Annotated in this window: 15 protein-coding genes; 6 read left to right on the top strand and 9 right to left on the bottom strand. The window is 59.8% G+C overall.

Annotation, left to right across the window (positions count from 1 at the left end; all coding sequences use genetic code 11):
- Window positions 1-164 precede the first annotated feature (164 nt).
- Genes ilvA through queF form a run of 3 tightly spaced genes read left to right on the top strand, consistent with a single transcriptional unit; the run spans window position 165 to window position 3430 of the window.
- Complete coding sequence (ilvA, locus tag ACMX25_RS09490) at window positions 165-1688, top strand: threonine ammonia-lyase, biosynthetic (protein ID WP_414949475.1); 1524 nt, start codon at window positions 165-167, stop codon at window positions 1686-1688.
- 6 nt (window positions 1689-1694) lie between these two features.
- On the top strand, window positions 1695-2603 hold the full coding sequence (locus ACMX25_RS09495) for a 5'-nucleotidase (protein ID WP_414949476.1): 909 nt from the start codon (window positions 1695-1697) through the stop codon (window positions 2601-2603).
- A complete protein-coding gene (queF, locus tag ACMX25_RS09500) occupies window positions 2600-3430 on the top strand; it encodes an NADPH-dependent 7-cyano-7-deazaguanine reductase QueF (protein ID WP_414949478.1) in 831 nt (276 codons plus the stop codon). The genes ACMX25_RS09495 and queF overlap by 4 nt, the downstream gene beginning before the upstream one ends.
- Window positions 3431-3481: 51 nt before the next feature.
- On the opposite strand, the gene ACMX25_RS09505 is transcribed toward queF, so the two are convergent.
- From ACMX25_RS09505 to ACMX25_RS09515, 3 genes are read right to left on the bottom strand one after another with little or no spacing between them, the layout of a single operon-like run.
- Window positions 3482-3862: a RidA family protein gene (locus tag ACMX25_RS09505; protein ID WP_031357567.1), complete on the bottom strand. Its 381-nt coding sequence runs from the start codon at window positions 3860-3862 to the stop codon at window positions 3482-3484.
- A gap of 19 nt (window positions 3863-3881) precedes the next feature.
- Window positions 3882-5363 (bottom strand): N-acyl-D-amino-acid deacylase family protein, encoded by a 1482-nt coding sequence (locus ACMX25_RS09510; protein ID WP_414949480.1) that lies wholly within the window; start codon window positions 5361-5363, stop codon window positions 3882-3884.
- Window positions 5364-5365: 2 nt separating this feature from the next.
- Complete coding sequence (locus tag ACMX25_RS09515) at window positions 5366-6277, bottom strand: MurR/RpiR family transcriptional regulator (protein WP_414949482.1); 912 nt, start codon at window positions 6275-6277, stop codon at window positions 5366-5368.
- Window positions 6278-6424: 147 nt separating this feature from the next.
- Here ACMX25_RS09515 and ACMX25_RS09520 point away from each other — a divergent pair, with 147 nt between their 5' ends.
- Window positions 6425-7699 (top strand): amino acid deaminase, encoded by a 1275-nt coding sequence (locus ACMX25_RS09520; RefSeq protein ID WP_414949483.1) that lies wholly within the window; start codon window positions 6425-6427, stop codon window positions 7697-7699.
- A 2-nt stretch (window positions 7700-7701) separates the two neighbouring features.
- On the opposite strand, the gene ACMX25_RS09525 is transcribed toward ACMX25_RS09520, so the two are convergent.
- Both ACMX25_RS09525 and ACMX25_RS09530 read right to left on the bottom strand, forming a co-directional pair.
- The gene (locus tag ACMX25_RS09525) at window positions 7702-8190 is read right to left on the bottom strand and encodes a MarR family winged helix-turn-helix transcriptional regulator (protein ID WP_414949674.1); all 489 of its coding nucleotides are present in this window, start codon (window positions 8188-8190) and stop codon (window positions 7702-7704) included.
- A gap of 95 nt (window positions 8191-8285) precedes the next feature.
- Window positions 8286-9884, bottom strand: a complete 1599-nt coding sequence (locus ACMX25_RS09530; protein ID WP_414949484.1) for an MDR family MFS transporter — start codon at window positions 9882-9884, stop codon at window positions 8286-8288.
- A 105-nt stretch (window positions 9885-9989) separates the two neighbouring features.
- On the opposite strand from ACMX25_RS09530, the gene ACMX25_RS09535 reads away from it, so the two are divergent.
- The gene (locus ACMX25_RS09535; protein WP_414949486.1) at window positions 9990-10832 is read left to right on the top strand and encodes an EcsC family protein; all 843 of its coding nucleotides are present in this window, start codon (window positions 9990-9992) and stop codon (window positions 10830-10832) included.
- An 8-nt stretch (window positions 10833-10840) separates the two neighbouring features.
- Here ACMX25_RS09535 and ACMX25_RS09540 read toward each other — a convergent pair whose 3' ends face one another.
- Window positions 10841-11776, bottom strand: coding sequence for an alpha/beta hydrolase (locus ACMX25_RS09540; RefSeq protein ID WP_414949487.1), 936 nt, complete (start codon window positions 11774-11776; stop codon window positions 10841-10843).
- Between the two features lie 116 nt (window positions 11777-11892).
- Window positions 11893-12309: a CHRD domain-containing protein gene (locus ACMX25_RS09545; RefSeq protein ID WP_414949676.1), complete on the bottom strand. Its 417-nt coding sequence runs from the start codon at window positions 12307-12309 to the stop codon at window positions 11893-11895.
- Between the two features lie 285 nt (window positions 12310-12594).
- Between ACMX25_RS09545 and ACMX25_RS09550 the strand changes: the two genes are divergently transcribed.
- Window positions 12595-13923, top strand: coding sequence for an IS4 family transposase (locus ACMX25_RS09550; RefSeq protein WP_414949488.1), 1329 nt, complete (start codon window positions 12595-12597; stop codon window positions 13921-13923).
- 123 nt (window positions 13924-14046) lie between these two features.
- Here ACMX25_RS09550 and sodB read toward each other — a convergent pair whose 3' ends face one another.
- Complete coding sequence (sodB, locus tag ACMX25_RS09555) at window positions 14047-14628, bottom strand: superoxide dismutase [Fe] (RefSeq protein WP_414949489.1); 582 nt, start codon at window positions 14626-14628, stop codon at window positions 14047-14049.
- Between the two features lie 275 nt (window positions 14629-14903).
- Window positions 14904-16283, bottom strand: coding sequence for an exodeoxyribonuclease VII large subunit (gene xseA / locus ACMX25_RS09560; RefSeq protein WP_414949490.1), 1380 nt, complete (start codon window positions 16281-16283; stop codon window positions 14904-14906).
- Between the last annotated feature and the right edge of the window lie 364 nt (window positions 16284-16647).

Raw genomic sequence — 16647 nt, forward strand, 5'->3', positions numbered from 1 at the left:
CGGCGCCGGATTTCTTGTGGGCAGTTGGGACCGATGGCCGATTGCCCGTTCCGGCGTACCAGCAGCCGTCGAACGCCGGAAACCCGTTCCACCGACCCCCCTGCGCTATTATTGATGCTTTCGCTCTCAAAAATGGCGCGCACAGCCGCGCGAACGGCTCCGGAATGACACACCCCGATTACCTCAAGAAAGTCCTGACCGCGCGCGTCTACGACGTCGCCCGCGAAAGCGAGCTCGAACCCGCCCGCAATTTGTCCGCGCGGCTGCACAACTCGGTCTACCTGAAACGCGAAGACAACCAGCCGGTTTTCTCGTTCAAGATTCGCGGCGCGTACAACAAGATGGTGCAGCTTTCCGCTGACGTGCTGGCACGCGGCGTGATCACGGCATCGGCGGGAAATCATGCGCAAGGCGTCGCTTATTCGGCCACGCGGCTTGGCTGCAAGGCCGTCATTGTCGTGCCGGTCACCACGCCCCAGGTCAAGATCGACGCCATGCGTGCGTTCGGCGGCCCGACCGTGGAGATCGTCCAGCACGGCGAATCCTATAGCGACGCGTACGGCCACGCCGTCAAGTTGCAGGGACAGCGCGGCCTGACCTTCGTTCATCCTTTCGATGACCCCGATGTGATCGCCGGCCAGGGCACCGTCGCGATGGAAATCCTGCGCCAGCATCAAGGCCCGATCCACGCCATTTTTGTTCCTATCGGCGGCGGCGGGCTCGCGGCAGGCGTTGCAGCGTACGTCAAGGCCGTGCGCCCGGAGATTCGCGTGATTGGCGTGCAAGCCATCGATTCGTGCGCGATGAAGCAATCCATCGAGGCAGGCGAGCGCGTCACGCTGGCTGAAGTCGGTCTCTTTGCCGACGGCACGGCGGTAAAACTCGTCGGCGAGGAGACATTCCGGCTGTGCCGCGAGTTGCTCGACGAAGTCATTACGGTAGATACCGACGCCCTCTGCGCCGCAATCAAGGACGTTTTCCAGGACACGCGCAGCGTGCTGGAACCGTCGGGCGCGCTGGCGGTTGCGGGTGCAAAACTCTACGCCGAGCGCGACGGGCTCGAAGCAAAGACGCTGGTCGCCGTGACGTCCGGCGCGAACATGAACTTCGACCGCATGCGTTTTGTGGCCGAACGGGCAGAAGTGGGTGAAGCGCGCGAAGCGGTGTTCGCGGTGACCATTCCGGAAGAACGCGGCAGTTTCAAGCGCTTCTGCGAACTGGTCGGCACACGCAGCGTGACCGAATTCAACTACCGGATAGCCGATGCCCACGCCGCCCATATCTTCGTCGGTGTGCAGATCAAGACGCGCGGCGAAGCGGTGCAGATGGCGAATGCGTTTATCGAACATGGATTTGCTACGGTCGATCTCAGCCACGACGAACTCTCGAAGCAACATATTCGTTACATGGTCGGCGGCCATTCGCCGCTCGCGCAAGACGAACGCCTGCTGCGCTTCGAATTCCCCGAGCGTCCGGGCGCGCTGATGAAATTCCTTTCGTCGATGGCGCCAAACTGGAATATCAGCCTGTTCCATTACCGGAACCAGGGCGCGGACACCAGCTCAATTCTCGTTGGCGTCCAGGTCCCGGCATCGGACAACGCGGCCTTCGGGCAATTCCTCGCGACCTTGGGTTATCCGTGGTGGGACGAAGGTGCGAACCCCGTCTACAAGCTATTCCTGGCCTGACGCCGCATGGCCTTCACGCTGGACGACAAGCTGGTGGTCGCGATTTCATCGCGCGCGCTGTTTGATTTCGAAGAAGAAAACGAAGTCTACGAAGCCGGCGACTCGCGCGAATACGAGGCGCTGCAGCGCTCGCGGCTTCATGTTCCGGCTAAACCCGGCATTGCGTTCTCGTTGATCGAGAAGTTGCTCGCGTTGAACGTGGACGGCGAACGCCGCGTGGAAGTCGTGATCCTGTCGCGCAGCGATCCTATCAGCGGTCTGCGCGCGTTCAGTTCGTGCAAGGAGCATGGGCTGGTGATCGAACGCGGGGTGTTCACGCGTGGCCGGTCACCGTTTGGCTACCTGGAACCGTTTCGCGCGTCGTTATTCTTGTCGGCGAATTCAGCCGATGTCCGCGATGCCCTCGCCGCCGGCTTTCCCGCCGCGACGGTCGTGCCGCGAGCGCCGCTTGCCGCGAGCCGGTATCCTGACGAAATTCGAATCGCTTTCGACGGCGATGCCGTGCTTTTCTCCGACGAAGCCGAGCGGGTGTTCCAGGCGCAGGGCTTGCCGGCGTTTGTGGAGCATGAAGTCGGCAAGAAGGATCTGGCGTTGGCGAACGGGCCGTTGAAACCGTTGCTGGAAGCACTTCACAAGCTGCAAAAACTTAGCCATGCCACATCGCGGATGCGGATTCGCACGGCGCTTGTCACGGCGCGATCGGCGCCCGCGCACGAGCGGGCGATCCGGACGTTGATGGCCTGGAACATCGAAATCGACGAAGCGATGTTCCTCGGTGGATTGAACAAAGGCCCGTTCCTGGGCAAGTTCGAACCCGACTTTTTCTTCGACGACCAAATTGGCCATATTGAATCGGCTCGCGTTGTGACAGCGACGGGGCATGTTCCGAGTGGCATATCGAACGCCTCATCATGAATACGCCCGAACACTCTCCTCTTGGCAAGCCGGTCCAGTACACCGAACGGTACGATCCGGCGCTGCTCTTTCCCATCGATAGAAGGCCGGGGCGCGACGCACTCGGACTCACCGGCGCGTTGCCGTTCTTCGGCACCGATATCTGGAATGGCTACGAGCTCTCGTGGCTGAACAAGAAGGGCAAACCGCAGATCGCGGTGGCGACTTTTATCGTGCCAGCGGATTCGCCCAATATTGTCGAGTCGAAGTCGTTCAAGCTGTATCTGGGATCTTTCTCGCAGACCGCGTTTGATTCTATCGATGATGTTCGAGCGGCCATTCGCAAGGACGTTTCCGCGGTGTGCGGGGCGAATGTTTCCGTGCAGCTTGTCGCGCCTTATGAGTTTGGCGTGAAGCTGAAGATGGAGGAGTTTGAGGGGTTATCGCTGGATCGGCTGGATCTGGATGCTGAAGTTTATTCACCGGATCCATCGCTATTACGGGCGTCTTTTGGCGAATCGCCGGTGGATGAAACGCTGTTTTCCAATCTTCTGAAATCGAATTGTCCGGTGACTGGGCAACCGGATTGGGGCAGCGTGCAGATTCGTTATGTTGGTGCGCCAATCGATCATGCCGGATTGCTGCGATACATCATTTCTTATCGGGAACATACCGGGTTTCATGAGCAATGCGTCGAACAGATATTTCTCGACGTGATGCGGGAGTGCAAGCCTGAACGGTTGGCCATTTATGCGCGCTATACGAGGCGCGGCGGTTTGGATATCAACCCGTTCAGGACAAACTTCAATTTGCCGTTGCCGGATAATGCGAGACTAGCGCGACAATAGGGGCATTCGCGCCGGCTGGCATAAGCTTCCCCGGCGCGAATAAAGCATCCCTCAGGCCTTCTTATAAGCCACGCAATCCACTTCAACCTTGCAATCGATCACCATCGATGAAACCACGCAAGCGCGTGCCGGCGGATGTTCGCCAAAGTATTCCTTGAACACCTTGTTGAACGATGCAAAATCCCGCGGATCATCGAGCCAAACGCCGCAACGCACGACATGCTCCGCGCCATATCCGGCTTCTTTCAAAATCGCGAAAACATTCTGGATAGCCTTATGCGATTGGGCAACGATCCCGCCTTCAATGACTTCGCCGTTTTCCATCGGCGTTTGACCCGAAACAAAAAGCCATCCGTCCGCTTCCACAGCCCGCGAAAACGGCATTACCGCGCCGCCTTGTCCTTTACCGCCTTCCACGCCATATCGTTTCATTGCACATCCTCAACGTTAATCAAAAGTGCCCATGCGCATCGAGTCTGGAACCCTCGCCGCGCGCCACAAAATGTCCCGCTCTTAATCCGGTCACAGCGCCGTCGAAATAAGAAAGCACGCCATTTACCCAAACCGCATCGATACCATCCGCCTCCTGCCGAGGCTCGGCGAACGTAGCTTTATCGCGGACCTTGTCGGCGTCGAAGAGAACGAGATCTGCGTGATATCCCACTTGAATCTGACCGCGCTCCGACAACCCAAACCGCCGCGCCGATAACCCCGTCATCTTGCGCACCGCTTCCTCAAGCGCGATCAGCGACGTATCCCGCGCGTAATGCCCCAGCACTCGCGGAAACGCGCCCCACAAACGTGGATGCGGCAGCGGATCATTCGGCAAACCATCGGAGCCGACCATGGTTGCCGGATGCGACAGAATCCGCCGGACATCGTCTTCCGACATGTTGTGATAAACCGCGCCCGCCGGCTGCAAGCGCTTGCCCGCCTCCTGCTGCGTCACGTTCCATTCGGCGGCAACCTCGGAAATCAACTTCCCCGCCATCTCCGGATGCGGTTCCGACCACGTGATCGTGATGTCGATATCGCCGGTCACCTGCTTCAAATCGAGCGTCGATGAACTCCGGTTGTACGGATAACAATCGCATCCAACCGGCTGACCCTCGCGTGTGTTTTCAAGCGACTTCAAAACCTCCGTGCTACGCCCCCAGTTCGATGGCCCCGCGCACTTCAAATGCGAGATCACGACGGGAACGCGTGCATGCTTGCCGACTTGATACGCCTCGTTCATTGCGTCGAGAATCGCATCGAATTCGGTGCGCATGTGCGTGGTGTACAACGCGCCGGCGTTGGCCAAAGGCTCGGCCAGCGCCATCACTTCTTCCGGCGGTGCGCTGAACGCCGAGCCGTAGGCAAGACCGCTGCTCAACCCAAGCGCACCATGCGACAACGCTTCTTCCAGCTGCGCGCGCATGCCGTCGATTTCCTCAGCCGACGCCCCGCGATCCAGCCGATCCATATGATTGTTCCGCAACGCCGTGTGCCCGATCAACGCGCCCACGTTCACCGCCGGACGCGCTTCGTTGACTGCATCGATATAAGCCGCAAACGTCGGATAAGAGAAATCGTGCCGTTCGCCTAACAAGTTCATCGGATCGGGCGGATCGCCCTTCAACGTCACCGGCGATGCGCTGATCCCGCAGTTGCCGACAATCACCGTCGTCACGCCCTGCGATATCTTCGGCAGCATCTGCGGCGAGCGAATGACATGGGTATCGTCGTGCGTATGGACATCGACAAAACCCGGCGCCAGCACCCGCCCTTCCGCCTCCACGACGTTCTCCGCCGTCCAGCCGCTCAGCTCACCGATCGCGACGATCCGGCCATATTTCACGGCCACGTCGCGCTGAACCGCCGGTGCGCCCGTTCCGTCGATCACCCGTGCGCCTTTGATCAGCGTATCGACGTGTTCTCCAACCGATGCCATGTTCAATCTCCTAAAGGCTGACGTTCGTCGACGCCGCCACCACGATAAGCATCCAGCGCGTGTTTCATGCGCCGCAAAAGCTCGCGGCTCGTATCGCCTTGCTTCACGGCAAGTTCGGTCACAAGCAGGTCGAGCGCCATCAACATGGCGTAACGCGATGTCGACGGCTTGTAGATAAAATCGGTTTCATTCGCGATGATCGGGATCAGCCAGTCGGCCAGTTGCGCGAGCGGCGACGCGGGCGCAGTCAGCGCAATCACCCGCGCGCCATACTCCCGCGCGATCCGGCAGCTTTCGACCATCTCCGGCGTTTGCCCCGTCACCGATAACGCCACCACCACGTGCTCACGCGAGAGCGTCGCGGCGACCATCCGCTGCAGTAAGCCATCCTGATACGACGCCACCGGGCGCCCCAGCCGAACCAGACGAAAGCGCATTTCATCGGCTAACGCGGTCGAGCCTCCGCCCATGCCGAACACGTAGATCATCCGGGCATCGGCGAGCGCGTCGGCGGCAGCGGCAATCGGCGCCGCCCGCAGCGCGCCGCGATTGTGGGCGAGCGTAGTCTGGATATCGTCGAAAATACGGGCGGCGAGGGAATCGGCGGGATCGTCGGCATCGGTTTCGTCATACGAACTGCCGCGCAAAAACCGCTGGCCAACCGCCGCCGCCTGTGCCAGCCGCAATTTAAGCTCGCGGACGTCATGGCACCCGACCGCCTTCGCAAAACGCGTCACGGTCGCAATGCTGACCTCGGCTTTTTTTGCGAGCGCACCGATGCTGGCGCGCGATGCGCCGGTCAAATCGTCGAGAATGAGCGCCGCGACCTTCCGTTCCGCCGAACGCAATTCGGGCGCGCGCTCGGCAATCCGGGCGACGATATCGAAAGCGGGCGGTTCGGATGACACGTTCATGAAAACCTTTTCGGCAGGCGTGGTACTAAATAACAATGTCTTGGGCATCGTACTTTCTGTACCATTGTCGCGTCAATCTCGATATTAAATCGGATACAGCAAAACAAGCCCTCAACTCTATACAAACGGACGATGGAGTAGCAGCACATGAAAGTTACAAACTATCAAAGCGCGACAATCGACCCATTTGGCAAGGGTCTGGGCATGGTGCCGGGCGTCAGCGTGCATCTGGTAGATGCCGCGCGCCTTGACTGGAATCTGCTCGACGAGGACGTGAGCCTGCCGGCCGCCGTCCTCTACGCGGACCGGATCGAGCACAACCTGAAGTGGATGCAAGCGTTCGTGGCTGAATACGGCGTAAAACTCGCGCCGCACGGCAAGACGACCATGGCGCCGCAATTGTTCCGCCGCCAACTGGACGCCGGCGCGTGGGGCATCACGCTTGCCACGGCACATCAGGTGCGCGCGGCGTATCGCGGCGGTGTGCAGCGTGTGCTGATGGCGAATCAGCTGGTCGGCAAACGCAACATGGGCATGATCGCGGAATTGCTGACCGATCCCAATTTTGAGTTCCATTGCCTGGTGGATTCGGCGGACAACGTCGACCAGCTCGGCGCGTTTTTCAGCGATGTGAACAAGCACGTGAACGTGCTGCTGGAACTGGGCGTGGCGGGCGGCCGAACGGGTATTCGCGACGACGCGCAGCGCGACGCGGTGCTGGCAGCCATTGCACGCTGGCCCGATGCCGTGAAGCTAACCGGCGTCGAGATATATGAGGGCGTGTTGCAGGACGAAACGAAGGTGCGGGCGTTTCTGCAGCACGCGGTGGACGTGACGCGCAAGCTGGTCGACGACGGCAAGATCGAGCGCAAGCCGGCCATTTTGTCGGGCGCGGGATCGGCGTGGTACGACGTTGTCGCCGATGAATTCGCGAAAGCGAACAGCGATGCTATCGAAGTGATCCTGCGTCCGGGCTGTTACCTGACGCACGACGTGGGCGTGTACAAGAAAGCGCAGAACGAGATTTTCGCGCGCAACCCGATTGCGAAAAAGATGGGCGAAGGGTTAAAACCGGCGCTGCAATTGTGGGCCTATGTGCAATCCATTCCGGAGCCGGATCGCGTGATCATTGGCCTGGGAAAACGCGATGCCGCGTTCGATGCCGGCATGCCCGAACCCGCTCGCCACTTCCGTCCCGGTACGCAATGGCCTCGCGACATTGCGAGCGATGAAGGCTGGGAGATCTTCGGCATGATGGACCAGCATGCGTATTTGCGGATCAAACCGGGCGACGACATCAAGGTCGGCGACATGATCGCCTTCGACATCTCGCACCCTTGCCTCACCTTCGACAAATGGCGCCAGATTCTGGTCGTCGATACAAAATATCGCGTGAAGGAAGTGATCGAAACGTCGTTCTAAGCTTAAGCGTCGTCGGAGACGGGACTTCCAAGCTCGCCCGGGCCGTTCAATTCGGCGGTTCCGGCGGCCACTTCCTGGATGCGCTGCTCAAGCGCACGCAACGCGCCGGAGAGCGCGGTGACGGCGTCGTCAGGAAGCGTCGACAGAGTCTCGTGAAGGAAAGCATTGCGGCGCGGCATGCCGGCTTCGGTGACGGCGCGGCCGGCATCGGTGAGAACCACGTTCGATACCCGGTTGTCACGCTGGTCGACACTACGCACAATCCAGCCCAGCGCCTCCAGCGTCTTCAACTGCCGCGTGAGCGCGCCCGGATCCACGCGGAGCCTTTCGACTAGCCGCTTCTGCGACAACTCGCCTGCATGATCGTGCAGCGCAAGCAGGATGCGCCAACGCGGCATTGGATGGCCGACCTGCGACTCGAACGCCTGCATGAACGTTCGATAAGTGCGCCCAAACTGCTGTATGAAGGCGATACGGTCCGTCTCGTCCATGCTGATTGGTTCCCGGCTGACTGCTTTAATGCTAGTTGCTTCCGTGTTGCGCGTTTGCGCGTCGTTCTTCGCGTGCCCGGCTTCTGATGTCGCGCTCATTCGGCCACTATCGTCGGTTCAACCTTCACGCCCTTCAAGCGCACCGGCGGTACGCGACGCGATTGCCACACCGCCAGCACCGCCACAATGGCTGCCACCGCGAGACCAATGTGAATAGCCGCAACCAGCGACTCGCGTGCCGATTCAAGCAGCATCGCGCCGTCATGACCCGCGCTCGCAAGCTGCGACAGCAACGTGGTTTGCGCGTCGTGATTGATCAGGATCTGCGGATCGCTCAGGTCGCCAAACCAGTGGTTGGCGTTGGCTTTTTCAAGTGAGAGCTGCACGCCGCTCGCATACAGATGGCTGATCAGCGTACCCGTCAGCGCCGTGCCAATCATCCCGCCAATCATGCGCAGCGACTGCAGCAGCGCCGTCGCAATACCCAGATGCTCCCTTCCCGCAGTCAATTGCGCGAACACGGTCAGGTTCGGCATGACAAAACCCAGGCCCATTCCGCCCAGCACCATGAACACCATCAACAGCGGTCGCGGCATTGAGCGCGTGGCGATCACTACGCCGAGGCACGCCAGCGCGAGCAACGCGAAACCGACAAACAACATGGCATTCGGATTCTTCACACGCGTCACAATCCGTCCATTCACGATACTGCCGATCGTAATGAACACCACCAGCGGCGTGATCATCAGGCCGGCGTCTTTCGGCGACATCCCAAAACCGCCCTGAAATAGCAGAGGCGCGTAGAACAGCAGCGAAAACATCGTGAAACCGCCGAGAATCGCGAGCGTAAAGAGCGCAGAGAGGCTCTTGTTGCGGAACATATCGACGGGAAGAATGGCGTAATCGCAGCGTCGTTCCCATTTCCACAGCGCGTAACCGGATGCAACGCTTACTACCAGCAGCATCAACGATTCCACCGACAGCCCGTGCTTCGGCAACATTTCGACAAACAATTGCAGCGAACCCAGCGCAATCGCGATCAGGCCCGCGCCTTGCCAGTCCAGACGCATCTTGCCTTCATGCTTGACGTGCCGAAGGTGCGGAAGGAAGCGCCAGACGAAAAACACCGACAACAAACCGACGGGCAGATTCACGTAGAAGACGGAGCGCCAGCCGTAGTATTGGGTCAGAATCCCGCCAAGCGATGGACCGACCGCGTTGGCAATACCAAACGCTGAACTCATCATCACTTGCCAGCGAAGGCGCACGACGGAGTCAGGAAACAGATCGGCAATACACGCGAACGCGGTACCAACCAGCATGCCGCCGCCAATGCCCTGAAGGCCGCGCGCGAGCACGAGGAACAGCATGTTGTCGGCCAGACCGCAGAGCGCGGACGCGACGGTGAACACGACGATAGACGCGATTACGAACGGTTTGCGGCCGTAATAGTCGCCAAGCCGGCCGAAAATAGGCACGGTGATGACGGATGTGAGCAAGTACGAAGTGGCGACCCAGGCGTACAGGTCGAAACCCCTGAGTTCAGCGACGATAGTGGGCAACGCGGTGCCCACCACGGTTTGATCGAGTGCGACCAGCATGGTCACGAAGCAGATGCCCAACATCGCCATCAGCGATTCGCGAAACGGGAGCACTTGTCCCGCGGAGTGATGCTCGGCAGTATGAACAGCCATTTTTTGATACCGCAATGATTGACTTATCAACAGAATGGGAATCATAGCACGGCAAAAGGCTCTAATCCAAGGCCAGACGCCTCCTCAACCTTTTCTAAAATTGCCATGGAACCGACGCCAATCGCCGTTTCGCCCCTCTCGCAGGAAGATCTCGCGACCTTGCGCCGAGCCAAGGAAGCGCTCGAAAGTCCCTCGCTTACGATGAAATTGGCGAGCGTGGTTGGCTCGCCGATCGAAAAGCTGATGGGGAAAATGCCGAACGTCGCGCAGGAGAAAATCGACGACGCAACCCAGGCTGCGCTCAAGAAATGCCTGCAACTCGCGCTGCGCACGCTCAGTAAGACGACGGTTGACGGCGTCGTGCTGCCGCCCGAAAAACCGCATAACCTGATGCACAAGCTGGCTGTTGCGACAACGGGTGCGGCTGGCGGCGCGTTTGGACTATTCGCGTTGCCGGTGGAATTGCCCGTCACGACCACGTTGATGTTCCGCTCGATCTGCGATATTGCGCGCAGCGAGGGCGAAGACGTACACCTCATCGATACCCAGTTGCAATGCTTGATGGTGCTCGGCATGGGCGGTCCCAGTTCGAGCGACGATGCCGCCGATATCGGCTATTTCATCGTGCGTGGGACGTTGGCGCAGTCGGTATCGAAGGCGACGAGCGAACTGGCGGCGAAGGGTTTGAGCGGACACGGCTCGACTGCATTGCTCAAGTTCCTGCAGACGGTGGCGTCGCGGTTCTCGGTGCAGGTCAGCGAACAGGTCGCCGCCAAGTCGATTCCGGCGATCGGCGCAGTGCTGGGGGCCATGGTCAACACGGTTTTCATCGATCATTTCCAGCAGATGGCGCACGGACATTTCACCGTACGGCGGCTGGAGCGGCAATACGGGCAACTGGCGGTCGAGCGCGCTTTTCAGACCATCGATATAGGCAGCGGGAAGTGAACCACTAGCTAGCTTGCCTGCAATGTCTCCACGGTTTGAGAAGCCGTAACCCGGCGCACAAACCCAGCCGCCTGCTCCAGCGCGCGGCTCGCCTCCGGCACGAACGGCGCGAACATCTGGAAGACGTGCGGCATTTTCGGCCAGATCTGAAGCTCGACACTGACGCCCGCCGCACGCGCTTTCTCCGCAACGCGCGTGGAATCGTCGAGCAGCACTTCGGTATCGCCGACCTGGACAAAGAGCGGCGGAAGACCGTCGAAGCGCCCGTATAGCGGTGACACGTAGGGGTTGCGGACATTAGCGCTGCCCGTATAAAGCTTGCCCGCCGGCGCGAACGCCCGGCCGTAGAACATGGGATCGCGACCATCGTTGGTCGTCATCGACGCGCCAGTCGCCGCCAGATCCGTCCATGGCGCAAACAACACCGCGCCTGCGGGCAGCGAATCACCCGCATCGCGTAAAGCCAGTAAGGTCGCAAGCGCAAGACCGCCGCCGGCCGAATCGCCGGCTATCACCATGGAGGCAGGCGGCACGCCATCGGCCAATAGTTGTCGATAAGCAGCCAGCGCGTCGTCCAGCGCGGCAGGAAACGGGTGCTCAGGGGCAAGCCGGTAATCGAGGGAAAAAGTCCGCGCGCCCGACCTTCTTGCGAGGGGAAAGACGAGCCCGCGATGCGTCGCGGGCGAGCAAAAATAATAACCGCCACCATGCAGGTACAGGATCGTGCTGTCAGACGGCTGACCGGGCCACAGCCACTCGCCACGAAGCGGGGCATGGTCCTGGCTGTATCGCTCTTCAAGACGCCAGCCCGACGGCGGTTTCGGCAGCCACACGCGCTTCGACGTCAATGCCCGGGCTCGCGCAACATCGATACCGGGCTTGCCCGTTTCGGGCCGCATCCGGTGACGTAAAACCCAGCAAGCGAGCGCACTTTGCCAACTCATGGCGACTCCTCTTTTCCGTGAACGTCAATAGTACGATCGTTCGTCTAGTCGCGTATGAAGAGGGCCCAAAAAGGGCCGCGGTGCGTTTCCTGTGCGCTGCGAAGCAAAACGCCTCGTCAGTTCGCCGGCATTACCTGTCCGCGAATCTCTCCAGTCGGGTTCTTCTCGGTGTGGATATTGAAGTAATACTGGCCGGCCATCAGTTCGTTGGCCTGTTCCTCGGAAAGCGTGGCCTGACCCGAGATCGGACTCGGCAGCGCGTTCTTATCGATAGCGACCTGCACCTTCGCGTTCTGGCCCACCGGCGCGGGGCCATGGAAGTGGGCCATCGTCGCAGGGCCCGACAACTCGGCGTACGTCACGGTCCACTGCAGCGTCTTGGTCGTGGTGTCGAAGGTGGCTTTCAGCATCCCATGCCCCTTGCTCACGCGCGGAGGCACTTCACTCGACGGTTGCAGGTTCGCTTGCAAAGCGACGGTATCGGCAAAAGCTGAGCTTGACGCGATTGACACTACAGACGACATCAACACCATGCTCAAACCCAACACACTGTTACGCAGACTGAATCTCGTGAACATGCTTGCTCTCCCCTGGGTGACTGATGAGTGAACGAGTCGTCTGCTCATCGACGCGCCATGGTAGTGCATTTTGCGTGTCTGGCCCTTTTCAATGAACCCGGGTAGCCAATACCGGGCTGGAAATGCGAAAAAGCCCCACGCGAGTGGTAATGCCGTTCAGTTAAGAGCTGAGCGGCATTTTCATTTTTGAAGCAGGAAGAGGTTGTAAACAACGCGTCGAGATGTTAACTTTTCAGCGCGATGCTCTCAGCCCACCTTACCTATCTGATCGAAGCGCAAGAGCCGCTAGCCGAGCTGAGCCGGCTGGCTGAGCATCTGCCTTATGAATGGATCGAACGGGCGGTCCAGGCAACGGGCACAGTGAGCATCCGGCGCCGCCGCCTGCCCGCGAAACAAGTGGTGTGGCTGGTAATCGCGCTGGCGATGTACCGGCACCGGTCAGTCAGCGAGGTGCTGGACAGCCTTGATCTAGCGTTGCCCAACGAGGCCGCGCCGTTTGTCAGCAAGAGCGCGGCGGCGCAGGCGCGTCAGCGCGTCGGCGAAGCACCGTTGGCTTGGCTGTTTGAGCAGACAGCACGTGCTTGGACGACGCAAGACGCGGCTCACCATGCATTCAAGGGGTTGAGTCTGTGGGCGATGGACGGCACCACGCTGCGCACGCCCGACAGCCCGGCCAACCGTGAGCACTTCGGCGCACAGGGTTACGCCAGTGGCAAGGTGGCCAGTTATCCGCAAGTGCGCGCAGTGACGCTCACCGCGATTCCGACGCATCTGGTCGCCGATATCAATTTCGGTCGCTACGGCACCAACGAAATGGTGTACGCCAAAAGCCTGCTGCCGCAGATACCGGAAGACTCGCTGACTGTGTTCGACAAGGGCTTTCTGGCCGCTGAGATTCTGTGTGGCCTGACCATGGGCGCACGCAATCGCCACTTTCTGATTCCAGCCAAATCCAATACCTGCTGGGAAGTGATCGCGGGTACCGCTGACGATGCAACGGTGCGCATGCGCGTCTTGCAGCAGGCGCGCAAGAAGTGCCCGGCTTTGCCCGAATTCTGGAATGCGCGGGCGATCCGCACCATCGCGCGCGGGCGTGAACGCGTGCTGCTGACTTCGCTGGGCGAGCGTCGGCGTTTCAAACCCGCCGATATCGTGGCCTGCTACGAGCGTCGTTGGCAGATCGAAACCAGTTTCCGGGAGATCAAGCAATCGATGCTGGGTTCGGAGTTGACCTTGCGCAGCCGCAGCGTCGAAGGGGTGTATCAGGAAATATGGGGCGCGTTGATCGCCTACAACATGATTCGCCGTGAGATCGCCAGCGCCGCATGGGAAGCCAAACTCGAGCCGACTGATATCAGCTTCGTGCGAGCCTTTCATACGATCCAGCACGAAATGATGTGGGCCGCTGTTACTCCGGCCTACGCAAAATTGCCAGCGTGCCTTAAGCGTTTGCGTGAACGGCTCAAGGCTTTACCCAATGAAAAACGACCCGGTCGCGCATGCGAGCGGGTCGTCAAATCCCGACCTAAACGTTACACCGTTCGATACCTTAAGAAGGAACTTAACTGAACGGCATTACCTCACGGGGAGGGCTTTCATGTTGGAGACAGTTTCTAAAGTTCTTCGCGGACAGTATTCTCCACTTTCCAAACTTTATTGCCGTTTCCAAACTTAATTGTCACGAAACAATACTCAAGCGCCAAAATTCTTCGACGCAAAGTCCCAGTTCGCAATGTTCCAGTACGCCTCAATAAACTTCGGGCGCGCATTGCGATAGTCGATGTAATACGCATGTTCCCACACGTCGATGGTCAGCAGCGCCTTCGCGTCGGTGGTCAGCGGCGTAGCGGCATTGCTGGTGGAGACGATATCGAGCGAACCGTCCGGCTTCTTCACGAGCCACGTCCAGCCCGAACCGAACGTGCCGGTTGCGACCTTCGCGAACTCTTCCTTGAATTTATCGAACGAGCCGTACTTGGCGTTGATGGCGTCGGCCAGCGCGCCGCTCGGAGCGCCGCCACCCTTGGGCGACAGGCTGTTCCAGAAGAACGTGTGGTTCCACACCTGGGCTGCGTTGTTGAACACGCCGCCCGATGCTTTCTTGACGATTTCTTCGAGCGACAGGTTTTCGAATTCGGTACCCGGAATCAGCTTGTTCAGGTTCGTCACATAGGTTTGATGATGCTTGCCATAGTGATACTCAAGCGTTTCTTCCGACATGTTCGGAGCAAGCGCGTTCTTGTCGAACGGCAACGGCGGGAGGGTATGTTCCATGGTGCGAGCTTCCTTCTATGATGATTATGGGGGACGTGAGGAGTGAAGCAATGGAGCACTCGATTGTAGGCGAGTTGGGATAACCCCGCAAATTGCGGGTTTTTATGAGCAGTATCGATTACGAAGCTTTAACAGCGGCGTAAAAAATGCTCGAACGTTCCTTCTAAGCCGTCAAAAATACGGGCTTTGAACTACCCGCGCAGGTCTTGTAAAAACTCATGCGCGCATCGCATGAAAGCAGCGGTCGATGCACACCGCCCGAGCGTCAGAACCAATCAGAATTCATTGGAAAGCCGCGGCTGGATATCGGCCAGCACAATATCCGCCGATCCTTCCGCCAAATGCACGGTCAATGGCCGTTTTGGCTTCAGCGCATTCGGCGCGCGTACGGCGCGTCCGGATTGGGTATCGATCAAAGCCGCGTAGCCGCGCTCGAGCGTGCGTTGCGGGCTCAACACCTGCAACCTCGCCGATAACTCCGACACCCGCGCCGCCGCCCGTTCATGCCGGCGCCCTTGCGACACACTCAGGCGTTGTGAAAGACGCATCAGATGTTCCCGCTCGGCGGCGAGATCCGGACGCCAGCGCTGCCAGCGCATCTGCACGAGCGCAAAACGCGCGCGGGCATCGCGGACCGGACGCGCACCGGCGGACGCCAGCCGCACCGCCAGTTGCCGCAAGTGCGTGCGCTGACGTTCCAGGCGCTCCGCCGGGCTGACCAGCCGCCGCGCCAGCCAGTCGAGCTGCTGCGCACGCCGTTCCATCATCCGGCCGAAACCACGCGCCAACGCCGCATGGCGATGATCGAGATCGCGCAGCAACAACACGCGCTGCGGACTGACCAGTTCGGCGGCTGCCGTGGGGGTGGGAGCGCGGACATCGGCGGCGAAATCGGCGATGGTGAAATCCGTCTCGTGGCCCACGCCGCTGACAACCGGCATCGCACTTTCGGCTATCGCGCGGGCGAGCACTTCCTCGTTGAACGCCCACAGGTCTTCGATCGAACCGCCTCCACGACACACGATCAACACATCGACTTCGCGGCGTGCGCTGGCCTGATCGACCATCGCGGCGAGCTTCGCGGCCACGCCCGTGCCCTGCACCGGCGCGGGATACACGATCACCGGCACGTGCGGCGCGCGCCGCGAGAGCGTGGTGAGCACATCGCGCAACGCCGCCGCCTGCAACGACGTCACGATGCCAATCGCCCGCGGATGCTGCGGCAACGCACGCTTGCGTTCGACCGCGAACAGCCCCTCGGCTTCAAGTTTCGCCTTCAGCTTCAAGAAGGCTTCGTACAGACGACCTTGGCCCGTGCGCCGCACCGCTTCCACGCCGAGTTGCATTTCGCCACGCGGTTCATACAGGGTCACGAGCCCGCGGACCTCGATCCGGTCGCCTTCACGCGGCGTGAACTCGGCGTACTGCGCACGGCCGCGGAACATCACGCAGCGCATCTGCGCCTGCGCGTCCTTGATCGAGAAATACCAGTGGCCGCTGGCCGCTTTCGTAAAATTCGATACTTCGCCCGATACCCAGACCAGCGGAAACGAGCGTTCGAGCATTGACCCGATCGCCCGGTTCAGCGCCGACACGGGGATGACGGCATCGGCACTGGCGGCTGAACCGGATGAAGCGAAAGGATCGGAGCTCATTGAAGAAAAAGTAGTCGTTTCAGGTTGAAAACGGGGTGGAGAACTGGCTTGCTCGCGGACGTACCAACAGGCCAACAAGGGCCATTCCCGCACCCCTGAACGGTCTACGAACAAGGCATGGACGATAGACCAATCAGAGTTCGAAGTGTAGCAAGTGTCCACAATGCACAAGTTACCGAAAGCTGACATCAACGCTTGTGAAACAATGATGAACACGCTTTAACTCATTGATTTAACAATGTTTTCTATCTCTAATTCATGAAGAAGCCGATGCAGGTCTTTCCTGGTGTCGATTTCAGCCCGCCGCAGCTCAAGTTGTTCACAGAGTTATCCACAGGCGAATTGTGAATAGCTTGCGAGCAAA

It is taken from the genome of Caballeronia eucalypticola, assembly GCF_047608185.1.
Classification (GTDB): domain Bacteria; phylum Pseudomonadota; class Gammaproteobacteria; order Burkholderiales; family Burkholderiaceae; genus Caballeronia.